Annotated in this window: 13 protein-coding genes; 7 read left to right on the top strand and 6 right to left on the bottom strand. The window is 65.9% G+C overall.

Annotation, left to right across the window (positions count from 1 at the left end):
- Positions 1 to 32: 32 nt before the first annotated feature.
- The 5 genes from ACIBI6_RS12680 to ACIBI6_RS12660 all read left to right on the top strand — a co-directional run bounded on the left by ACIBI6_RS12680 (position 33) and on the right by ACIBI6_RS12660 (position 3,307).
- A complete protein-coding gene (locus ACIBI6_RS12680; protein WP_364341774.1) occupies positions 33 to 503 on the top strand; it encodes an OsmC family protein in 471 nt (156 codons plus the stop codon).
- Positions 503 to 781 carry an acylphosphatase gene (locus ACIBI6_RS12675; RefSeq protein ID WP_364341772.1) on the top strand — a complete coding sequence of 93 codons (279 nt, stop codon included), beginning with the start codon at positions 503 to 505 and terminating at the stop codon, positions 779 to 781. Before ACIBI6_RS12680 ends, ACIBI6_RS12675 begins: the two co-directional genes overlap by 1 nt.
- Positions 782 to 1,166: 385 nt before the next feature.
- Positions 1,167 to 1,664, top strand: coding sequence for a hypothetical protein (locus tag ACIBI6_RS12670; protein WP_396956160.1), 498 nt, complete (start codon positions 1,167 to 1,169; stop codon positions 1,662 to 1,664).
- Entirely contained in the window at positions 1,664 to 2,827 is a 1,164-nt protein-coding gene (locus ACIBI6_RS12665) for a glutathionylspermidine synthase family protein (RefSeq protein ID WP_364341770.1), read from the top strand. The genes ACIBI6_RS12670 and ACIBI6_RS12665 overlap by 1 nt, the downstream gene beginning before the upstream one ends.
- A gap of 30 nt (positions 2,828 to 2,857) precedes the next feature.
- Complete coding sequence (locus ACIBI6_RS12660; protein WP_063042863.1) at positions 2,858 to 3,307, top strand: DUF350 domain-containing protein; 450 nt, start codon at positions 2,858 to 2,860, stop codon at positions 3,305 to 3,307.
- Positions 3,308 to 3,325: 18 nt separating this feature from the next.
- Here ACIBI6_RS12660 and ACIBI6_RS12655 read toward each other — a convergent pair whose 3' ends face one another.
- The 4 genes from ACIBI6_RS12655 to ACIBI6_RS12640 form a co-directional block, all read right to left on the bottom strand.
- Positions 3,326 to 5,317, bottom strand: a complete 1,992-nt coding sequence (locus tag ACIBI6_RS12655) for a hypothetical protein (protein ID WP_396956159.1) — start codon at positions 5,315 to 5,317, stop codon at positions 3,326 to 3,328.
- A gap of 243 nt (positions 5,318 to 5,560) precedes the next feature.
- Positions 5,561 to 6,463 carry an alpha/beta hydrolase gene (locus ACIBI6_RS12650; protein WP_396956486.1) on the bottom strand — a complete coding sequence of 301 codons (903 nt, stop codon included), beginning with the start codon at positions 6,461 to 6,463 and terminating at the stop codon, positions 5,561 to 5,563.
- A 247-nt stretch (positions 6,464 to 6,710) separates the two neighbouring features.
- Positions 6,711 to 7,136 (bottom strand): DUF1707 domain-containing protein, encoded by a 426-nt coding sequence (locus tag ACIBI6_RS12645; RefSeq protein ID WP_364341765.1) that lies wholly within the window; start codon positions 7,134 to 7,136, stop codon positions 6,711 to 6,713.
- Between the two features lie 273 nt (positions 7,137 to 7,409).
- The gene (locus tag ACIBI6_RS12640; protein WP_364341763.1) at positions 7,410 to 8,771 is read right to left on the bottom strand and encodes a hypothetical protein; all 1,362 of its coding nucleotides are present in this window, start codon (positions 8,769 to 8,771) and stop codon (positions 7,410 to 7,412) included.
- Between the two features lie 582 nt (positions 8,772 to 9,353).
- Between ACIBI6_RS12640 and smc the strand changes: the two genes are divergently transcribed.
- Complete coding sequence (smc, locus tag ACIBI6_RS12635; protein ID WP_396956157.1) at positions 9,354 to 12,971, top strand: chromosome segregation protein SMC; 3,618 nt, start codon at positions 9,354 to 9,356, stop codon at positions 12,969 to 12,971.
- Positions 12,972 to 13,029: 58 nt separating this feature from the next.
- Here smc and ACIBI6_RS12630 read toward each other — a convergent pair whose 3' ends face one another.
- Positions 13,030 to 13,950 (bottom strand): NmrA family NAD(P)-binding protein, encoded by a 921-nt coding sequence (locus ACIBI6_RS12630; RefSeq protein WP_364341758.1) that lies wholly within the window; start codon positions 13,948 to 13,950, stop codon positions 13,030 to 13,032.
- A gap of 105 nt (positions 13,951 to 14,055) precedes the next feature.
- Here ACIBI6_RS12630 and ACIBI6_RS12625 point away from each other — a divergent pair, with 105 nt between their 5' ends.
- Positions 14,056 to 14,847: a helix-turn-helix domain-containing protein gene (locus ACIBI6_RS12625; RefSeq protein WP_364341756.1), complete on the top strand. Its 792-nt coding sequence runs from the start codon at positions 14,056 to 14,058 to the stop codon at positions 14,845 to 14,847.
- A 73-nt stretch (positions 14,848 to 14,920) separates the two neighbouring features.
- Here the strand turns inward: ACIBI6_RS12625 and ACIBI6_RS12620 are convergent, their stop codons facing one another.
- Complete coding sequence (locus ACIBI6_RS12620) at positions 14,921 to 15,310, bottom strand: DUF2237 family protein (protein WP_019048221.1); 390 nt, start codon at positions 15,308 to 15,310, stop codon at positions 14,921 to 14,923.
- Positions 15,311 to 15,368 lie beyond the last annotated feature (58 nt).

The following is a 15,368-nucleotide window of genomic DNA, read 5'->3' as shown; positions in this document are numbered from 1 at the left end:
GTGTTCCATTTAGAGAATGGCAGGATCAGACCATGGCTGACCAGACCACCGCATCCGCGACCACCACCGCCGCCGCGACCGAGCCGACCACCCTGTGGGTCGAGCGCACAGGGACGAGGGCGTACACCGGTCGCAGTTCGCGCGGTGCCGAGGTATTGATCGCGTCGCAGGGCGTACCGGGAGCCTTCACCCCGGGTGAGCTGCTGAAGATCGCCCTGGCGGGCTGCTCCGGACTGAGCGCGGACTTCCCGCTCTCGCGCAAGCTGGGCGACACCTTCGACGCGACCATCCACGTCTCCGGCGACGCCGACCGCGAGAACGAGGTGTACCCGCAGCTCGACGAGGTGTTCGAGCTGGACCTCAGCGAATTGGACGAGCAGGCCCGCGAGCGACTGCTGGTCACCGTGCAGCGTGCCATCGACAAGGTCTGCACCGTCGGCCGGACGCTCAAGGCCGGTTCGAAGGTCACGCTGACATTCGATATCGACGCCATCGACGCGTGATGCCGGAAGCGGTTCGGCTCAGCGCATGGGTGCACGGCTACGTGCAGGGCGTCGGCTTCCGCTGGTGGACGCGCTCACGGGCGTTGGCACTCGGACTCGTCGGACACGCCACCAATGCCCGCGACGGTCGGGTGCATGTGGTGGCCGAAGGTCCACGACCCGCATGCGAAATGTTGCTGGATCTTCTGCGTTCTGGAGATACTCCTGGTCGGGTCGACCTTGTTGTGGAAAGCTGGGAACCCGCGCGGGGAGATTTGTCCGGATTCGAGGAGCGGTAGTGGTTTCGACGACCGAGCGATGTGATCGTTGAGTACGGGAGGTCCGGGGGCGGGAGACGACGCGGGACGGACTCAGCCCGATCCGGAGCCGGGGTCGTCGAAGCCTGACGTGCCCGAGTCCGGCGGGTACGCGGGATTTGAAAGCACGCCATCGCAACCGTTTTCGCCGGGGAGTGGGGCCCACTCGGCGGGTGCCGAGGCTGGTCCTGCAAGTCCTGGGTCTGACGCGGCCGGTGGCGGCTCTGGTTCGCAGGATGGCGGGGCTGGTCCGCCGGGTGGCGGGCCGGTTCAGCCCGGCGCCGAGCCGCGGCGGTTCAGTAGCCCGCCGCAAAGGGGCAGTATCCAGCGGCAAGAGCCCGGTATCACCCAGCCGCGCCCGCCGACGGTGGCGGAGGCGCGGGCGCGTGACAAGGCACGTAAGCGCGCCGAGGAGGCCGAGCGGGCCGCGACGGCGGCCGCCGAGCAAAAGAAACGCACTCGCAAGCGCGTGCTCATCGGCGGTGTCGCCATTGTCGGTGTCGCGGGTTTGGTCGGGGGCGGTTATCTCGCATACCGCGCGCTCACCAAACCCGATCAGGTGACCGCCTATTGCACCGTGATCGATCAGAACGGTCAGGAGGTCACCGCGCCCGACGACGACTGCGAGGTCGCCTCGACCGCCGTCGGATCCGGGACGACCGGAGCGTACACCGGTAGCAACGGGATCTTCATCTACAACGGGCACCAGTACCGCTACTACTACGGTGGCAACAACACCGTCGGCAAACCGCCGACCGGCGGAACTACGGTGCAGCCCAAGGGCGCTCAGATCTCGACCAAGAGCGGCAGCACCATCACTCGCGGCGGTCTCGGCACCAGCAGCAAGAGCAGCGGGGGTTCGTAATGCGACGCGTGCGCGCTACGCCGCGGCCCGGCTGGCAGCAGATCATCGAGGGCCAGGGACTTGTCTACGGATCACCAGGCCGGGATGCGAGCGGTCTGCCACGGCCGTACTGGGATGAATCGGTGCGCTACGAGTTCGAGATGTCGGAGATCCTCGCGCTGGAGGCCGATGTCGAACTGCTGCATTCGATGTGCCTGAATGCCGTCGAGCATGTGGTACTCACCGAGCGGTACAAGGATTTCGGTCTGCCCGAATGGAGTTGGGGGCCGATCGCGGAATCCTGGAAGCGCAATGATCCGTACGTCTACGGGCGCTTCGATCTGCGCTATGACGCGCGCCGTCCGGCGAAACTGTTGGAGTACAACGCCGATACGCCGACTTCGCTGCTAGAGGCGGCAATTGTGCAGTGGCACTGGCTCACCGCGCTCTATCCCGATGGCGATCAGTGGAATTCCCTACACGAGAAGCTGGTCGAGCGCTGGACCGAGCTGCGCGACATCCTGCCCTCCGCGCAATTGCATTTCACCTGGTCCGGTGCGGACGCTACCGGTGAGGACAACGTCACCACCGCGTATATGCAGGAGACCGCCGCCGAGGCCGGATTCGACACCATCGCATTACCGATCGAGGACGTCGGATTCGACAGCGAGCTGGAGCGTTTCGTCGATCTGGCCGAGGGTTCGATCGATGCGATCTTCAAGCTCTATCCGTGGGAGTGGGTGCTCGACGACGATTTCGGTAAGCGTGTGGTCGCGAGCCTGCCGCAGACCATGTGGGTCGAGCCGCTGTGGAAGACCCTGCTGAGCAATAAGGCGATCCTCGCCATCCTGTGGGAAATGTATCCCGGGCATCCGAACCTATTGCCCGCCTACCTCGATCAGCCCAATGAGCTCACCGAATACATTAGAAAGCCGAAGCTCGGGCGCGAGGGCGCGAATATGACCATTGTCGGCGCGGGCCTGGAGACGGCCACCGGCGGGGTCTACGGCGAAGAGGGTTTCGTCTACCAATTGCTGGACCCGCTACCGGAATTCGACGATATGCGCCCGGTCCTCGGCGCTTGGATCGTCGGCGACAACGCGGCCGGACTCGGGATTCGTGAAACGGCAGGATTGATCACCGACGACGGCTCGGCCTTTGTCCCGCACCGTATTACGCAGTAGCAAACGCGACCTCACCTCGGAAGGATCACGATGACCGCAGTTGCCCTCGAATCGGGTTACTGGAACTCGCTCGGCACCGGCGTTGGAGCCATCGTCCTCTACGCCATTGTCGGCTTGGCCCTCATGCTCGTCGGCTTCTACGCCATCGATCTGACCACACCCGGCAAGCTGCGCGCGTTGGTCGCTGCGGGTAAACCGAATGCCATCATCGTCACGGCCGCGGGCATGGTCAGCATGGCCTTGATCGTGGTCCTGGCGACCTACGCCTCGGCGGGCAAACTCTCCGAGGGACTCATCGCGGCCAGCGTCTACGGGTTGGTCGGCATTATCGCGCAGGTGATCTCGGTGCGGGTCATCGAGCGCGCACTCGGCATCGATATAGGTGCGGCGCTGGCGTCCGATGTCTACACCACCGAGGTTCTCGTGGTAGCAGCCGCGCATTTCGCGCTCGGTCTGGTTGTCGCCTTCGCCATTCTGTAGTTGGCACCCGCCCGGAGGTCAGTTGTCGTAGGAGGCAACTCCTACGGGCCCAACCCCGAGACAGAGGGCGAGTCCTGGTGTGCGAGGACTGATTCGGAGCATGGACCCGCTACCGACCACTCGAACGTAGACCGTATTCAACCCTTCGCGAACCGGCGCACTCACGGGCTCGCCGTGTTCGAACGAGACAGTAATCCGTCCATCTTCGTTGGCCAGATAGTTGAGCTGCACGGTCCATTCATGCTCGAGCATCGGCCCATCCAACGGAATATCGCTCGGCTGCGGCCCCTGAATCCGATACCCACAGCCGGCCTCGGGCCCGGGCACAATACTGCGATTCCACCAAACCGCCGCCTCGACAATCTCACCGCTATCAGTAATCATCCGCAACCGCGGAGTCGAATCAGCAAACGTAGTCGGCGTCGCGAGCGGCGCAAGCACCCGACTGACCAGATTCTGCGGATAAGCCGTCGGATTCAACACATCCCATGGCACCTCCTGCTCCAGCAACGGCACCCCATCACCCGCCGCCAACGCCCCCTTCACATTCGTCACATACGTCCTCGTCGGATTGACCCGCCAAGACTCCACAAACGACGCAGTAGACCAAAGACTGCTCACCAGAAACACCGCCCCCAACACAGCCGTAACCCGCAAACCGGGCACTAATACCGGTATCCGATTACCCATCCTGAGAATCCACCCGGTCACCCGACCACCGACGCCCCAAAGCACCGCACGGCCCCGCCCGCATGCCGCACCGGCCCCACTCCGCAAATGCGGCACACGCGCGAGATCGCGAAAACCGGTAAGTATTTCAGCGGTGCGGCCGTGCGTACCTGGAAGCAGATCCGAACCGTGGTCGCGCGGCTGGGCACGCAATATCAGCGCACCCGCGGCGGTCAACACCACCGCGATATCGGCGAAGTAGCGCAGGGACTGCATCAGCTCGCCGGCCGTGTTCGGTCCGCTGCGGGCCAATGCGACCGGCAGTTGGGCGACGAGCACGTACACCGCCGCTGTCACCCACACCGGCCCCACCCGGAGTCGGGCACGCAGCGAAAGCAGCACCAACGCGCACAATGCGACCCAAGCCGCCACGACAGCCCAACTCGGCGGATCCGCCCACGGCGTCGACGGTAGCCAGCGCTGCCAACTCCACGGTCCGCCGAACAGCGTCGGCACAATCCCCAATGACGTCGCGCCGGGCAATAAGTCACGCAATTCCGCCGGACTGGTGTGCACCGCCGAAACATCCACCACCATCAGATATCCGGCCAGCCAGCAGGCGATCACCACGCCCGACCCGCCCCATAGCGCCGCCCCACGCCGCGCCACCACCCGCAGCGCGGATCCGACACCATCAACATGCCGAACGAGCGCCGCAACAGCGAATGCCGCGAACGGAACGATCACCGACTTCTCGAAAAAGAGCAGCGCCACCCCCAATACCACGACCCCCGATGCCGCATACCGTCGCTGCCCCGTCTCGACCAGCCGCACCGCATCAGTGATCACCCAAGCGAGCGCGAATTGCAGCGGCAGCGCATTGAGCGCGGCGGCCCACCACGCGAACGCCGGAAGCGTCAACGGACAGAACAGGTAAAACCCCAGCGGCACCAGAATCGCCCACCGCACCCCCGAAAGCACGACCAGCATCCGCACCACCGCCACCGAAGCCGCCAACTGCAACACCACCAGCGACACCACCGGCCCAGCCCACGTCAACGGTGCAATCGCAGTAACCACCCAAGCCGTAGCAAACGCCAACGGCATGAAATGTCCATCGTGGTTGTACAACAGCAAATCCGCCGACCACAGCGAATGACTCCCCGACCGACCCACCAAAATCAGATCATCCCAATAGAAGAACCCACTCCCCGCTGCCCACCCCCGAATCACCAACTGCACCACCACAAGACATACCGCCACCCCAAGCACACCCCGCCCCGCCCGAACCTCCCGCGCAGGCGCGAGGTCGACCCACTCCGGCACGGCGACGGTATCCATGTCACCCCACCGTAGTGTCACGCCCTAGCCGCGTGACAACTTCGCGCCGTGGACCGCGCGCCCTCTCCTGCCTGCGGTCGCGTTCTCCCGCGCCATGTACCGATTCGCCCGGCGAAATGTGCGCGACGCGTGAATCGGTGCGCGGGAGTGGCCGCCCAGATTGCGGGCAGGCACAACACGCGCCTAGTTTGCGCGCGAAGTAGGCCACTGCCCGAGACTATCGGCACAACGGGTCAGGCACGGTCATGCGCCGAGGGCTCGGGCCAGGTGCGGCCAGGAATCGTGGAGGTCGGTTTCGAACTGGCCCCAGGTGTGTGAGCCTTCGGGGCGGTTGACATGGATGGCGGGGAGTCCGAGCTCGCTGAGCCGGTCCGCGAATGCATCCGTGCAGGAGCTGGCGATGGCCTCGACGGGCGGGAAGCCGAGTCCGCCTTCATCGATCGCGCCAGGGGTGCCGGTGGCGGCCGAAAGATAGATCGTCTTACCCGCCAACGCACTCGCATTGGCGAACGCATCGTGCATTCGCCAGATCCCTTGGCCCAGCTCACCCCACATATTCACCGGATTTGCCCCGCCGCGGATCACCTGCGCGCTGACCATCGCCACCCCGAGCGCATCCGACGTCCACGGACATCCGCTGTAGGCCGCCACCGCGCTGTACACATCGCGCGCCTGAATGGCCAGGTCCACTGCCGACCCGGCACTCATCGATACACCCGCGATCGCATTGCGTCCGGTGCTGCCGAGCCGGGTATCCAGAACAGCCGGGAGTTCCCGCGAGAGATAGGTCTGCCACCGGTTTCGGCCGACCACCGGATCGTCGCTGAGCCAATCGGTGTACATGCTGTATGCGCCGCCGATCGGCATCACCACGTTGACGTGTTTGTCGGCGAAGAACTGCCGGACATCCGTATCGTCCCACCACGAGATGCCATCGGTGCCACCACCGATTCCGGTGAGCAGATACAGCGTCGGCGCGGGCCCACCCGCCGCTCGAATCACCCTGTTGCTCACCACCCGATCCATAGCGGGGGAGTAGACGTCCACTCGCGAGACCGAGCCGTCCAGCGGCGTCTCACCGACCACTTGCGGCGCCGCCAGCGCAGGCCGAACGGATATGACAGAAATCGCAAAACCGGCCACCAGCACACTCACGAGCGAGGCCAAATACCTTGAAGCCCTCACGATCCCGTAATACCACCGAAGATCAATGCGCAAACCCAATGCGTCCCAACCTCTTCGGGATGCTCACCGAAACTTCCCGCAACGCCACCAAGGCCCAAGGGCTCAGTCGCCGGCCGCCGGATCGAAGGCTTTTCGCGCTGGGCGTCGTCACTCGAAAGCCCGCTCGCTCAGAGTATTCCGACGGCTGGATCCCTGACCATGGCGATTGTCAGTTGGTGTGGCGTCCGAAGCGGCCCGATTCGAAACCGGCCAGCATGCGGAAGGCGAGTACGGCGCCCCATGGGCCGATGACCCAGATCGGCCACGGGTAGGTGAATTCGCCGACGCTGATCGAGATCGCGGCCCAGATGGTGAGCACGAGCACGCTCACACCGAGCCACGAGGTACCTTCGATCTGCTGCCAGATCGGGAAGCGGTTCATCGAGTTCTTCTGTGTGGCAGACTCTTTCGGCAATTTTGGCAGATCCGAGAGAACTAGCTGCAGATCGTCGCGAACGCCGGTCTCGTAGACGCGGGCGACGCGCTGATCGTATTCGGCGAGGTCGATCCGACCGTCGGCCATGTGCCGTCCGAGCAGCCGCACAACCTTCTCGCGCTCCGCATCGGAGGCCCGAGTACCAGGCGAGATTTCCATGTCCAGTTCCTAACGACTAGGTCCATATTCCACATTGGAAGGTGACCTCAGCGTGCACCCTCCAATGTGGAATGTCAAGCGGTGTGCTGCGGAATGGGGCCGGGCTGGCCATCGCTGCGGCATCCGAGATTCCAGCCGCCGTAGCCCCGACGAACTCTGCTCTGCGTTCAGCTGATCACTTGTGGCCTGGTCTGCTCGCTCCGTCGCCTCAGCACAAATGAGCCTGGGTTCGGCTGCCGCCACATCAATGAGCTGGGCTACCCGGTGTGCAGCCTATGATCTGCGATGACGCCGACCAGGTTGCTCGTCTCGCCGCTGCGCCTGTTGTTCGCGCTGGTCGGGCGGGGGCGGTTCGCTGGGGTGTGCACCGGATAGCACGTGCCGATGCGCGCCGGAACTTTTGTCCCGGGGCCAGCCGGTGGTTTCGCGGAAATCCGCCGCTTGTGCCCTGTAACGGGTGGCTGGGGGTTCGTTCCAGTGACTACTCGAGGGCTCGGATTGCCGTGGATCCGCAGGGGTCCTGCGGCGGGCATGCGTTGGTGTGCCTGGTTCGTATGGTGGTTGCTCAGGATGTCGGGTCGCTGGTGCGCCACGGCGGGCGGCTGATGGATCCACCCTGTTATCGGGCGATGCTTCGTAGCGGGGTGTGCCCGATCGTCCGGTTGGGCGTGCTGGCGGATCGTCCCACTGATCGCTCGATGGTGCGTCCCAGCCGTCACTTGGTGCGGCGTCCGAGCGATCACTCGGTGTTCTGCCCGCATGAGCCTCCGGCTGTGCCTCCCACCGATCCTTTGCTCTGCGGCGGGTGTGCGACGGCTGGCCGCGGCCTCCGGCTGGTGGTTCGTCGGGGCGCTTCGCTGAGGTCCGAGGATCTTGACGGGCCGATGTCCGGCGTCGGGTGGGGACCGGCGGGGCTTGGTCGGGTGGTGGTTCGCGGCGGCTTGATCGGGTGGGCCGAGGCGAGTCCACGTCGGGGTTACGGTGAGTGTTCGATAGCTGGTGTGCCCCAATGGTTTCGCGGGACGGGGCGGGTCGGGAAGCATCGGGACCGACCACGGGCAGCTTCCGGGTAATGCGGTGGGAAGTGTCGCCGCGTTCCCGGAAGGCGGCGGGGATGCCCTGGTTGTACAGCCAGGCGCCGGGGTCGTAGCGTTCGTGGCGGTCCAGGTCGGGGGCGGTGTGTTCGAGGAGGTCGAGCAGGTCGCCCCGGCCGCCGCCGAGGGCGGTGCGGATGGCAGGGAAGGTGGAGGCCCGGAAGGCCCAGTCCCATTCGTATGCCGGATGGGCGCCGCTGGTGTCGTGTCCGTGGAAGACGAGATCGCCGGAGCGGGTGATGCGGGCTCGCACCGTTATGCCGTCGGATTCGATATGGAAACCGCGGATATCGGTGCGGGCGCGAGTGGCGGCGTGGTCGGCGGCCTTCACCTCGAACCAGGCGGTTGTCAGTCCGGTGAGCGCGAATCCGGTGGCCACGGCGACCTGCACCCAGACATCGGAAAGGTCGCTGTTTCGACTGACCTCGCAGGCGTACAGAAACACCAGGCTCCCCACGACCAGCGTCGCGATGCGTGTCAGCCGCAGCGTCGTCGCATGACGGATTAGACCGAGCAAGGTGCTGGTCTTGTCCGATGACATGCTGTGCACTTCCGAACTAAGGTTCCGCTGGCGAATCAGACTGGATCGTATGCGCCCGAGCAGCCCGGCGATACCGCAAGCACAAACCGGTCAGTCCGGCGTAGTCGGTAGCGTCTGCCAAGTCGACACAGGGTCACCGACCACGCGGCCAGCGTCGGCACTCCATCCGTACCCTCGACCGCCTGGCCAGGGAGAACACCGGCCGCAGCGCCGAAGACACCCCTCGTTCAGCGAACCATCCTGGAAGCCAAGCGGTTGCTGATCCGCGCACCGGACTTGGTCACCGAATGCGCCGACTCCTCCGGAGTACTTCCGTCAGTGCGAGAACCGAACCTCAACCACCGTCACCGCATGCTGAACGCCCGACGTGCGAACACCGATAAGGGGTGCGAAACTTACGCGCGGCCAGCAAATGTGGGGCACACGAAATGCCGGACATCGGGCGCGGAGTCGATAACCTACGGAGGTGGCCCAGCGGTGTCCGCCCGCTTACGGGGTAACCGATGCTCGGCGGATACCATGGCTGGTCGCCTTATGGGACGACGAATTGTCCGACCACCGCGCAGGGAAGGGTCGTCGAATTTGCACCTGAAGAGTCTGACGTTGAAGGGTTTCAAGTCCTTCGCGTCCGCGACGACCTTGCGTTTCGAGCCGGGCATCACCTGTGTGGTCGGCCCGAACGGTTCAGGTAAGTCGAATGTCGTCGATGCGCTCACCTGGGTGATGGGCGAACAGGGTGCGAAAGCGCTGCGCGGCGGCAAGATGCAGGACGTCATCTTCGCCGGTACCACCGGACGCGCACCGCTCGGTCGCGCCGAGGTCACGCTCACCATCGACAACTCCGACGGTGCGCTGCCGATCGACTACGCCGAGGTCTCCATCACCCGGCGCATGTTCCGTGACGGCGCGGGTGAATACGAGATCAACGGCAGCTCCTGCCGGCTGATGGATGTGCAGGAACTGCTCAGCGACTCCGGCATCGGCCGGGAAATGCACGTCATCGTCGGACAGGGCCAACTCTCGGCCATTCTGGAATCACGTCCCGAGGACCGCCGCGCCTTCGTGGAAGAGGCGGCCGGTGTGCTCAAGCACCGCAAGCGCAAGGAGAAGGCGGTCCGCAAACTGGAGGCGATGCAGGCTAACCTCGCCCGCCTCACCGACCTCACCACCGAGCTGCGCCGCCAACTCAAACCGCTCGGCAGACAGGCCGAGGTGGCCCGCCGCGCCCAGACCGTACAGGCCGACCTGCGCGACGCGCGCCTGCGTCTGGCCGCCGACGACCTGGTCACCCGGCGCAACGAGTTGGAGAGTCAGCAGAGCAAAGAGGCGTACGCGCGCGAGCAGCAGATCACCGTGCAGACCGAACTCGATGCCGCCAATGCCGCACTGGCACAGCAGGAATTCCAGCTGTCCCGACTGACCCCGAGCGCCGAGGCCGCCGCGCAGATCTGGTTCCAGCTGTCCGCGCTGGCCGAGCGGGTCAATGCCACCATCCGCATCGCGGGCGACCGAGCCCGCAATCTGCACACCGAAATGCCCGTCGGCAGCGGACGCGATCCGGAGCAGCTCGAGGCCGAGGCCGAACGTGTGGAGGCCGAGGAGGCCGAACTGCGCGAGACCGTCGAAATCGCGACCGAAACCCTGGAAGCCGCGCGCGAGGCGCTCGCCGAACGCGAGCAGGCCGCGAAGGCCGCCGAGCAGGCGCATCTGGCCGCGGTGCGCGCTATCGCAGATCGGCGCGAGGGTCTCGCCCGGCTCTCGGGTCAGGTCGAAACCCTGCGCACCCGATCGCAGTCGGTGGACGCGGAAATCACCCGGCTCACCGTCGCGATCGGCGAGGCCCGCCAGCGCGGCGAGGCGGCCAAGGCCGAATTCGAAACGGTCCAGGGCGAACTCGGTGAACTCGAGGCCGGGGAGACCGGTCTGGACGCCCAGCATGAGCATGCGGTGCAGGCCCTCGAACTCGCCGATCAGCGTGTCACCGAACTGCGCGAACAGGATCGCGACGCCAGCAAGCGGGTCGCCTCGCTGAGCGCCCGCATCGAAGCATTGGGCATGGGTCTGGCGCGCAGGGACGGCGCGGCCTGGCTGGTCGAGAATCGCGCGCAGGGCCTGCTCGGCCCGCTCTCCGGGCTGATCCGGGTGCACGGTGGTTTCGAGGCCGCGGTCGCCGCGACGCTCGGCCCGCTCGCCGACGCCGTGGCGGCCGATACTGGGGATTCCGCACACGCCGCGATGCGGGCGCTGAAGGAAGCCGACGGTGGTCGCGTCGCGCTCGTCTTCGATGCCGCGAGTGCGCCGATCGCGTCGAATGGTGTGCTGCCCGGCGGGGCGCGCTGGCTGGTCGACGTGGTCGACGCACCGGACAACGTACGCAGTGCCATTGCCGCGCTGACCGCCGGTGTCGCCGTGGTCGACGATCTCGCCACCGCCACCGAACTGGTCCGGGCCCGGCCGGAACTGCGCGTGGTCACCCGCGACGGTGATCTCACCGGAACCGGTTGGGTGCTCGGCGGATCCGATCGCGCACCGAGTCAGCTGGAGATCCAGGCCGATATCGATACGGCAAAGGCCGATCTGGTCGCTGCGCAACGCCGCGCCGAGGAGCTGGAGGCGGCCCTTTCCGGTGCACTTGCCGAACAAGCCGACCGCAAGGATGCCGTCGACCAGGCACTGCTCGCGCTGCACGAATCGGATCAGGCGCTGGTTGTTATCTACGACCGTCTGGGCAGGCTCGGCGAGGTGGCACGCACCGCCCAATCCGATATCGACCGGCTCACCGGCCAGCGCGCGGAAACCGAGTCGGGCCGGGAAGAGGCGTTGGCGGCACTGGCCGATCTCGAAGAACGGCTGCGCCGCACCGAACTCGAATCCGAGGTCGACGACGACGGTATGGGCGCGGCGGGCACCGAATCCGCCGGACGCGACCGTGAGGAAGCCGCCGCCGCACTTGCCGAGGCACGGTCCATGGAGGTGGAGGCCCGCCTGGCAGTGCGCACCTCCGAGGAACGCGCGGAATCGGTTCGCGGCAAGGCGGATTCGCTGCGCCGGGCGGCCCGCGCCGAACGTGAGACCAGGGCCCGCGCCGAACGTGCACAGGCCGCGCGCAGGCAGGCCGCCGAAGTCGCTGCCGCCGTTGCCGAATCCGGCGCCAAGGTCGCCGCCGAACTGGAATCGGTTGTGGCGCAAGCGGGTGCACGCCGTGATGAACTGGTGCGCCGCCGCACCGAATGCGCCACCCAGGTCGAACAGATCAAGGAGCGGGTCCGCGCGCTGACCACCCAGCTCGCCCAACTCACCGACGCTGTGCACCGCGACGAGGTCGCCAAAGCCCAAGCGGCACTGCGCATCGAGCAGATCGAGGCGACCATCGCCGAACAGTTCGGCATCGCACTGTCCGATCTCATCGCCGAATACGGTCCGGATGTGCCGATGCCGCCGTCGGATCTGGAATGGCAGGAGTACGAGCAGGCCAAGGAGCGCGGCGAACAGGTGACCGCGCCCGCGCCGATGCCGTTCGACCGCAAGTCCCAGGAGCGCCGCGCCAAGCGCGCCGAGAAGGACCTCGCCACCCTCGGCAAGGTGAATCCCCTTGCGCTGGAAGAGTTCGCGGCGCTCGAGGAACGCTACAACTTCCTCGCTACCCAACTCGAGGACGTCAAGAATGCGCGCAAGGACCTGCTGGATGTGGTCGCGGAAGTCGACGCGCGCATCCTGCAGGTGTTCACCGAGGCCTACGAGGATGTCGAGCGCGAATTCGTCGGCGTCTTCGCGAAACTGTTCCCTGGCGGCGAGGGCAGGCTGGTGCTCACCGATCCCTCGGACATGCTGACCACCGGCATCGAGGTGGAGGCGCGTCCGCCCGGTAAGAAGGTCAAGCGACTGTCGCTGCTGTCCGGTGGTGAGAAGTCGCTTACCGCGGTTGCCCTGCTGGTGGCCATCTTCCGCGCGCGCCCCTCACCGTTCTACGTGATGGACGAGGTCGAGGCCGCGCTGGACGATACCAATCTGCGCCGCCTCATCGGCCTGTTCGAGCAGTTGCGGGAGAAGAGTCAACTGATCGTCATCACCCACCAGAAGCCGACCATGGAGATCGCCGACGCCCTCTACGGCGTCAGCATGCGCGGTGACGGCATTACCCAGGTGATCAGTCAGCGGCTGCGCGGGGAGACCCTGACCCCGGTCGGCGCGGCCAGCTGAACCCAGGGCTCTTCGGGATCCGTACGTGCGCGCCCAGTGCGGATCCCGACGACCTCGGTCAGTGTGAAGTGGCCAAGCGGTCGCTGTCCTGTTGGGCCTTGATCTTGGCAGCACCGGTTGTGGTGAGCCAGGATTCGAGGGTGTTGAGGGCGGGGTAGATTTCCCGGAGCGCGGGGATGTCTGCGCGCCAGCCGCCGCCGGATTCGTGCAGCAGCCGCCAGGTATTGCCGATCTGTTCGCCGAGGGCATCGGCTTCGGCCTCGGTGACCTCGTGGTAGCGCACCGGATATCCGGTGGCCCGGGTGATCGCGGCCAGGGCCGCGACGGGAGTGATTGCGTCACCGGCCAATTCGAGGGTTCGGCCGTGGAAACGATCCGGGTCGGCGAAGGCCAGTGCGGCGAAGGCCGCGATATCATCGATCGCGATCATCTGCAACGGCCGGTCCGCAGCGAACAGGTGCTTGTGTACGCCGTCGATGATGCCGTCGACCGGACTGCCACGCATGATGTAGTTCTCCATGAAACGCACCGGACGCAACAGGGTGTAGCGCGATCCGCTGGCCGCCGCCGCATCCTCGATGCTTTTCTTTCCGGCCTGGCCCCAGGCGGCGTCGTCGGTCATCGAGGCGACACCGGTGAAGACGATCTGTTCGACCCCCGCGCGCTCGGCCGCATCGATCACCGCGATGCCGCGAGTGGCTTCCAGATCGGCCTGCCAACCGTTCGGTCCGAAAGCGGCTGGCGGCACGAGGAATACGCCGCGCGCTCCGGCAACGGCCGCGTCCAGCGTTGCGGGGGTGTCGAAGTCACCGGTCACCAATTCGGCACCGGCGTCGGCCAATGCGCGGGCCGCGGGGGCCTGCGGATCGCGGACCAGCGCGCGCACCGCGATACCGTCGGCCAGCAGTCGGCGCGCGGTCGCGCCGCCCTGCTTGCCGGTCGCGCCGGTGACCAGGATGGGATTCTGCTGAAGGGGCATGCTCGCCTTCTCTGCTCGATACAATCGGGTCGGATAACCCGTATTCGGACGATATGGGTGCGCTCATCCAGTTGGCCAGGTCCAGGAACGGAAGACCGTAACGAAATGTCTGCTTCGCTATCCACTCCAGCGCCGTCGGTAGTCGCCGCGCGGGCCGATGCCCGCCGCAATCGCGCGCTGGTGCTGGCCGCCGCGCAGCGCGCTTTCGCCGAACAGGGCATCTCGGTGTCGCTGGCCGAGGTCGCCCGCAGGGCCGGGGTGGGCGCGGGCACCGTCTATCGGCATTTCCCCACGAAAACCGATCTGCTGGAAGCGGTTATGCAACAGCGCGTCGACCGGCTCGCGACACTGGCCGCCGAATATCTCGACGCGCCGGATCCCGGTGCCGCGTTCTTCGCGGTCTGCACCGACGTGGTCATGTCGTCCCCGCGTAGCCAGGCGCTCTGCGATATGGTCCAGTCCGATGACGGCTGGCCGAAGGCACTGCTTCGCGGCGCGGGCGACCGCTTCCATCATGCGCTCGGCGCGCTGCTGACCGCCGCGCAGCGCCAAGGTTCGGTCCGTGCCGATATCGAAATCGCCGATGTACTGGACATTTTCACGGGATGCGTCGCGATCCAACGACGTCAGCGACCCGGCGGACCGATGATTCGGGCTGTCGCGATCATGCTCGATGCCATGCGCGCGAACTCCGTAACGAAACCTGATTCGGAGGTCAAGCTACGTAACGAAACCGGTGTGCGTAACGAAACTCCGCACTGTCCGATATGCGGTACCGAGATCCGTTCCACCGGCACTGGCCGCCCGGCCCGATACTGCTCAGCGGCGTGCCGTCAGAAGGCGCACCGCCAACGAACCACCCGCGCCGCGCTGGCCGAGGCGGCCTTGCTGCGATAATTCGGATTCCGCCCAGCGACCGTCTGCCCGGGACGGGACGTTCTGGGCAGACGGTCGGCAAAAGGGCGGGGAGTTAGAGCAGATCGCTCACGTCGTCCGGTACGTCGACAGCGTATTTGCGCAAAATGTCCATCGAGATCACTTCCAGGGCGTTTTCATGGGTGGCCGCAAGCACCACGGGCGCGGCGACACCGTCCTCGTGGGCGTGCAACCAGCGCACGGCCACCACGCACCACCGGTCTCCCGGCTGCAGGCCCGGGAAGTTGTTCTCCGGGCGCGGCGTACTCAGATCGTTGCCGATGGACGCCTGGTGTTCGAGAAATTCGGCCGTGACGACGGTGCACACGGTATGGCTGCCCAGATCCTCCGGCCCGGTACTGCAGCAGCCGTCCCGGTAGAAGCCGGTGAGAGGATCGGTGCCGCACTCTTCCAGCGGCCCCCCAAGCACGTTTCGATCGGTCACGTCGCCGATACTATTGTCCCATCGCGAGAAGTTCCGCAGGACAAGAAATCTCGGGGGT

Source organism: Nocardia sp. NPDC050412 (genome assembly GCF_044458825.1).
Classification (GTDB): Bacteria; Actinomycetota; Actinomycetes; order Mycobacteriales; family Mycobacteriaceae; genus Nocardia.
This window is presented reverse-complemented; position numbering and strand designations above follow the sequence as displayed.

Bases quoted from the DNA above. Each gene is read 5' to 3' on its own strand.
- ACIBI6_RS12680 (WP_364341774.1), top strand. From the start codon at position 33: ATGGCTGACCAGACCACCGCATCCGCGACCACCACCGCCGCCGCGACC.
- ACIBI6_RS12675 (WP_364341772.1), top strand. From the start codon at position 503: ATGCCGGAAGCGGTTCGGCTCAGCGCATGGGTGCACGGCTACGTGCAG.
- ACIBI6_RS12665 (WP_364341770.1), top strand. From the start codon at position 1,664: ATGCGACGCGTGCGCGCTACGCCGCGGCCCGGCTGGCAGCAGATCATC.
- ACIBI6_RS12660 (WP_063042863.1), top strand. From the start codon at position 2,858: ATGACCGCAGTTGCCCTCGAATCGGGTTACTGGAACTCGCTCGGCACC.
- ACIBI6_RS12655 (WP_396956159.1), bottom strand. From the start codon at position 5,317: ATGGATACCGTCGCCGTGCCGGAGTGGGTCGACCTCGCGCCTGCGCGG.
- ACIBI6_RS12645 (WP_364341765.1), bottom strand. From the start codon at position 7,136: ATGGAAATCTCGCCTGGTACTCGGGCCTCCGATGCGGAGCGCGAGAAG.
- ACIBI6_RS12640 (WP_364341763.1), bottom strand. From the start codon at position 8,771: ATGTCATCGGACAAGACCAGCACCTTGCTCGGTCTAATCCGTCATGCG.
- ACIBI6_RS12630 (WP_364341758.1), bottom strand. From the start codon at position 13,950: ATGCCCCTTCAGCAGAATCCCATCCTGGTCACCGGCGCGACCGGCAAG.
- ACIBI6_RS12625 (WP_364341756.1), top strand. From the start codon at position 14,056: ATGTCTGCTTCGCTATCCACTCCAGCGCCGTCGGTAGTCGCCGCGCGG.